Origin of the sequence: Franconibacter helveticus LMG 23732 (assembly GCF_000463115.2) — a bacterium.
Lineage (GTDB): Bacteria > Pseudomonadota > Gammaproteobacteria > Enterobacterales > Enterobacteriaceae > Franconibacter > Franconibacter helveticus.
In genome coordinates this window covers 1-4,411 of sequence record NZ_AWFX01000001.1, presented here as the reverse complement: position 1 = coordinate 4,411, position 4,411 = coordinate 1, and the positions used below count along the sequence as shown (strand labels likewise).

Here is a 4,411-nt window from a genome sequence, read left to right as displayed (position 1 = left end):
TTATCGATCTGGTCGAATGCACGAGCAGAACCACCGTAGGTTTTTGCCAGAACGGTAGTGATGGCAGCGGTCAGCGTTGTTTTACCATGGTCAACGTGGCCGATAGTACCGACGTTAACGTGCGGTTTTGTACGTTCAAACTTTTCTTTAGACATCGATTGTCCCTCTAAGACACGGATAAATCGGTGATATCACCACATCAACCAGGCTATTGCCTGAAGAATTTGTTGGATTCATAACAGAAGAGAAGCAGGGAGGAAAAGAGAAGTGGTGCTGATAGGCAGATTCGAACTGCCGACCTCACCCTTACCAAGGGTGCGCTCTACCAACTGAGCTATATCAGCACATCTTGGAGCGGGCAGCGGGAATCGAACCCGCATCATCAGCTTGGAAGGCTGAGGTAATAGCCATTATACGATGCCCGCATCCTGGAACTCGGCTACCTGATTCTTTCTGTAGTGAATATGAGAGAAAACCTCTCAATATTCGAGCCGATTAGCTGGAGCTTATCGCCTCGGGCTACGCCAAAGCGTGGCCGAAAATGGTGGTGGGGGAAGGATTCGAACCTTCGAAGTCTGTGACGGCAGATTTACAGTCTGCTCCCTTTGGCCGCTCGGGAACCCCACCCGAACTTGATGGTGCCGGCTACCGGAATCGAACTGGTGACCTACTGATTACAAGTCAGTTGCTCTACCTACTGAGCTAAGCCGGCATCAAGTAGCGCGCATTCTAGGAAGAGCGGCTCGCCTATGCAACAAAAAAATCGCGCAAAACGATCTATCGCTCACAATTTGCGCATTAGCGCGCAAATCTGGCGGTATTTCCACCATTCCTGCCAGAAAAAACCTATCGAATGCCGGTTCTACTCTGCTTTACTTAACAGGACAGGCGCTTTTCGCCGTCTCAGAAGAGATAAAATGACCGGGACTTTTTTTGGAACTTTGTGAGTCCTTATCTCACTCCTCAGCTTCCTGTCCTTTATAGAAGCGCCTGACTCAACCACCTGTAATGCCGACAAGCGTGATGCTTCACAGGGAAAGCGTTACAAAGTCGATTTTTTCTTATTATTCGTTGTCATCTGGTGTTAACCTCCTGCCCATTGTCAAAAATGTAAGACGTGGCGTGCCATTGAGCGCTCGAAGATGAGAGCTTCGCTGGAGTAAGCGGCAGGCTCTTATTTTGTCCTGAATGACAGGCAGAAGCATGCTTATGAGTAATAAAGAGCAAATGATTACGACTCCTTATCTTCAGTTTAACCGGAGCCAATGGGCTGCGCTTCGTGACTCTGTGCCGATGACGCTAACCGAAGGCGAAATTGCCAGGTTGAAGGGGATTAACGAAGATCTTTCTCTTGAGGAAGTGGCTGAGATTTATCTGCCGCTTTCCCGTCTGTTGAATTTCTATATCAGTTCAAACTTGCGTCGTCAGGCCGTACTTGAACAATTTCTCGGTACAAACGGTCAGCGTATTCCTTATATCATCAGCATTGCCGGCAGTGTCGCCGTCGGTAAAAGCACCACAGCGCGTGTTCTCCAGGCGCTATTGAGCCGTTGGCCGGAACATCGGCGGGTAGAACTAATCACGACAGATGGTTTTCTACACCCAAACAAGGTGCTAAAAGAACGTAACCTGATGAAGAAGAAAGGCTTTCCTCAGTCCTATGATATGCACAGGCTGGTGAAATTCGTAGCGGATATCAAATCTGGCGTGCCTGATGTTACCGCGCCGGTTTATTCGCATTTAATTTACGACGTTATTCCTGATGGCGATAAAGTCGTTACGCATCCCGATATTTTAATCCTTGAAGGATTAAACGTTTTACAAAGCGGTATGGATTATCCTCATGATCCGCACCATGTTTTCGTTTCTGACTTTGTTGATTTTTCAATTTATGTCGATGCGCCAGAAGATCTGCTACAAACATGGTACATCAACCGTTTTCTGAAATTCCGGGAAGGCGCTTTTACCGATCCGGATTCCTATTTCCACAATTACGCAAAACTTTCTAAAGATGAAGCTGTTAACATAGCCACTCAGCTATGGAAAGAAATTAACTGGCTGAATCTTAAAGAAAACATTCTGCCGACCCGCGAAAGGGCCAGCCTGATAATGACAAAAAGCGCAAACCATGCAGTAGAGTCAGTCAGGCTCAGGAAATAAAAAAGGGAGCGATGCTCCCTTTTTTTATTCTGCGCTTCTTAATGAAATTTCACCACCAACCCACGCTTTAATTGCACCGTTCTGTTCAAGTAGCAAAGCGCCTTGCTCATCAATGCCTCGTGAAATACCGAAAATCTCGCGATCGCCAATAATCAGTTTAACCGGGCGATGAATAAAGTTATCCAGCTTTTCCCAACGCATCAGGAAAGGCGATAACCCTTCTTTCTCGAATTGTTCCAGCGCGACTCTTAATTCATTGATGAGACGAACCGCGAGCTTATTACGGTCTATTTTAATGCCCGCTTCCTGCAAGTTAATCCAGCCCTGATTTACAACCTCGCTTTCTACTCGACGCATCGCGAGGTTAATGCCGGCGCCTATCACAATCTGCGCGGCGTCGCCCGTTTTTCCAGTAAGCTCAACCAGAATGCCCGCCAACTTACGATCCTGTAGATAAAGGTCGTTAGGCCATTTAACCCGCACCTGATCGGCGCCAAGATCGTGCAAAACCTCAGCCATCACAATCCCGATAACAAGGCTCAGGCCAATAGCGGCAGCTGGCCCTTCTTCGAGCCGCCAGTACATAGAAAGATAAAGATTAGCGCCAAAAGGAGAAAACCATTTACGTCCGCGTCTTCCCCTTCCCGCTTGCTGATATTCTGCAATACAGGCATCGCCAGACTGTAATGAAGAAAGACGGTCTAAAAGGTACTGGTTAGTTGAGTCTATAACCGGCAGCACAGCGACTGAACCTTTTTGTACCTGATTACGGATGACTTCCTCGTCAAGTAGCTGGACAGGCTCCGGCAGGCTATATCCTTTGCCTGGCACAGTAAAAACATCTACGCCCCAGTCACGTAAGGTTTGGATATGTTTATTGATAGCGGCGCGGCTCATACCCAACGAATCGCCCAGTTGCTCGCCTGAATGAAACTGCCCATCTGCCAGGATAGACATGAGTGTCAGCGGTATAGTGTTATCTTTCATGTAATCTTCTCCACAGCGCTGACCTCTCCCCGACGTCCCATAAACCGAACTTCCGGTTCAAGCCAAATATTAAATTTATTGCCGACAGTCTGGCGGACATGCGCCGCCAGTTGCACTATGTCGTCAGCCGTAGCGTTGTTTTCATTAATCAGGACTAATGCCTGCTGGCGATGTACTGCCGCTCCGCCAATACGATGTCCTTTAAGCTGGCACTTGTCGATAAGCCAACCTGCTGCAAGCTTTATGCTGCCATCTTTTTGCGGATAATGGGGCGCATCCGGATAAGTTTCTAATAGCGTCTTTGCTTGCTCCGACGAAACAACAGGATTTTTGAAAAAACTGCCAGCGTTACCGTTTACTCGCGGATCAGGAAGCTTTGTGCGTCGCATATTACATACGGCATCAAACACCTGCCGTGGCGTGGCGGTTGCAGGATCAAGCCTGGCTAAATCGCCATACGTCAGTACAGGTTTCCACATTTTAGCCAGGCGAAACCCAACGGCGGTAATAGCAAACCTGTCTTGATATTCATGTTTAAAAATACTGTCGCGGTAGCCAAAACGACATGACTTGACCGATAAACGATGAAGCTCGCCGGTAGCAAGTTCTATACACTCTACGTAATCGCACACCTGCTTCAGTTCAACGCCATAAGCACCGATATTTTGAATTGGCGAGGAGCCTGCACATCCCGGAATCAGCGCCAGATTTTCAAGCCCGTGCACACCGGCTTCCAGAGCATATTCAACCAGCTTATGCCAGTTCTCCCCTGCGCCTACATGAAGCAGCCAGTAATCCTTCTCTTCCCGAACAGATATACCGGGAATACGGTTAACAATAACTACGCCATCGAAATCTTCGGTGAATAAGACATTACTTCCTTCACCCAATATCAGAACAGGTAAATTTTCTGCCTGCGCCTGTTTCCAGGCTTTGGACAACGCATCCGCAGTCTGCACTTCAACAAGTCTCAACGCCTGGCTTTCAATGCCGAACGTGTTGAAGGGCTTAAGAGAAATACTCATGGCCGTTTCCTTAATCATTATTACGGCTAGTTTACCCCATCCTGCTGGCGATGGCTTGCAGTACGCAGATGAGTAAGAGAAGAGGAATATCAGGAAGTGAAAAGCACCTGAAAGTGCCTGAAGAGCCAATTACGCTGAAGCAGAAATGCAAAAAGCCCATCCGTCAGGATGGGCTCTTGCGTTATTTGATGCCTGGCAGTTCCCTACTCTCGCATGGGGAGGCCCCACACTACCATCGG

At 48.0% G+C, this 4,411-nt stretch carries 4 protein-coding genes and 4 tRNA genes; 1 reads left to right on the top strand and 7 read right to left on the bottom strand.

Going from position 1 to position 4,411, the window contains the following annotated elements; genetic code table 11:
* The 5 genes from DW56_RS21095 to DW56_RS00020 form a co-directional block, all read right to left on the bottom strand.
* The coding region (locus DW56_RS21095) for a GTP-binding protein (RefSeq protein WP_004200661.1) at window positions 1-155 on the bottom strand (155 nt) is incomplete at its 3' end.
* A 113-nt stretch (window positions 156-268) separates the two neighbouring features.
* Window positions 269-344 (bottom strand) — tRNA-Thr (locus DW56_RS00035).
* A gap of 6 nt (window positions 345-350) precedes the next feature.
* Window positions 351-425: transfer RNA gene (locus DW56_RS00030), tRNA-Gly, on the bottom strand.
* 117 nt (window positions 426-542) lie between these two features.
* Window positions 543-627 (bottom strand) — tRNA-Tyr (locus tag DW56_RS00025).
* A 9-nt stretch (window positions 628-636) separates the two neighbouring features.
* Window positions 637-712 (bottom strand) — tRNA-Thr (locus DW56_RS00020).
* A gap of 497 nt (window positions 713-1,209) precedes the next feature.
* Here DW56_RS00020 and coaA point away from each other — a divergent pair.
* Window positions 1,210-2,160 carry a type I pantothenate kinase gene (gene coaA, locus DW56_RS00015; protein ID WP_024554629.1) on the top strand — a complete coding sequence of 317 codons (951 nt, stop codon included), beginning with the start codon at window positions 1,210-1,212 and terminating at the stop codon, window positions 2,158-2,160.
* Between the two features lie 24 nt (window positions 2,161-2,184).
* Here coaA and birA read toward each other — a convergent pair whose 3' ends face one another.
* Window positions 2,185-3,147, bottom strand: a complete 963-nt coding sequence (gene birA / locus DW56_RS00010; protein WP_024554628.1) for a bifunctional biotin--[acetyl-CoA-carboxylase] ligase/biotin operon repressor BirA — start codon at window positions 3,145-3,147, stop codon at window positions 2,185-2,187.
* Complete coding sequence (gene murB / locus DW56_RS00005) at window positions 3,144-4,190, bottom strand: UDP-N-acetylmuramate dehydrogenase (RefSeq protein ID WP_081711398.1); 1,047 nt, start codon at window positions 4,188-4,190, stop codon at window positions 3,144-3,146. The genes birA and murB overlap by 4 nt, the downstream gene beginning before the upstream one ends.
* Window positions 4,191-4,411 lie beyond the last annotated feature (221 nt).

Bases quoted from the DNA above. Each gene is read 5' to 3' on its own strand.
- coaA (WP_024554629.1), top strand. From the start codon at position 1,210: ATGAGTAATAAAGAGCAAATGATTACGACTCCTTATCTTCAGTTTAAC.
- birA (WP_024554628.1), bottom strand. From the start codon at position 3,147: ATGAAAGATAACACTATACCGCTGACACTCATGTCTATCCTGGCAGAT.
- murB (WP_081711398.1), bottom strand. From the start codon at position 4,190: ATGATTAAGGAAACGGCCATGAGTATTTCTCTTAAGCCCTTCAACACG.